Source organism: Vibrio sp. YT-19(2023), from assembly GCF_033337395.1.
Genome location: NZ_JAWOQN010000850.1, coordinates 1 through 579, shown reverse-complemented (window position 1 = coordinate 579; position 579 = coordinate 1). Strand labels below are relative to the sequence as shown.

General features: G+C 50.3%; 1 protein-coding gene. It reads right to left on the bottom strand.

Annotated elements, in window-relative coordinates; genetic code table 11:
- Positions 1-579 (bottom strand): hypothetical protein (locus R7E78_RS28810; protein WP_318058974.1); only part of this gene is annotated, 579 nt, incomplete at both ends.

The window sequence follows — 579 nt, the reverse complement described above, 5'->3', positions numbered from 1 at the left end:
ATTGGGCCTTCCAACGTGAAGTTGTAAGAGCCATCCACATTCACTATCAACGTAAATACTGGATTGCCATCTGCCGTCGCAGTGTAAGTGAAGCTGCCGTCAGCATTTGCCGTTTCTACGAGTACAACCGCTCCGCCGTGCGACGTTAATCCTGCTACAGGGTTCGTCGAACCATCGAGTTGATAGCTCACCACTCGGTCAGAACCTTCCGTTGTGGTGAACTTGCCATCAATAGAAACTGCGTCGTTTTGGTCTGAGCCTGTGTTTGACAGATCGTCTTCATCCACTGTAATGGCATCGACGTTTGTGATGGTCGGTTGGTCATCGACGATAGTCACTGGGAGCACCGCAGAGCTGGTGTCACCATCAAAGTCCGTTGCGATGATTGGGAAGTTCAGCGTTAGCTCGTCGCTATTAATAGCGTGATCGATTGGGCCTTCCAACGTGAAGTTGTAAGAGCCATCAGCGTTCACTATCAACGTAAATACTGGATTGCCATCTGCCGTCGCACTGTAAGTGAAGCTGCCGTCAGCATTTGCCGTTTCTACGAGTACAACCGCTTCGCCGTGCGATGTTAAT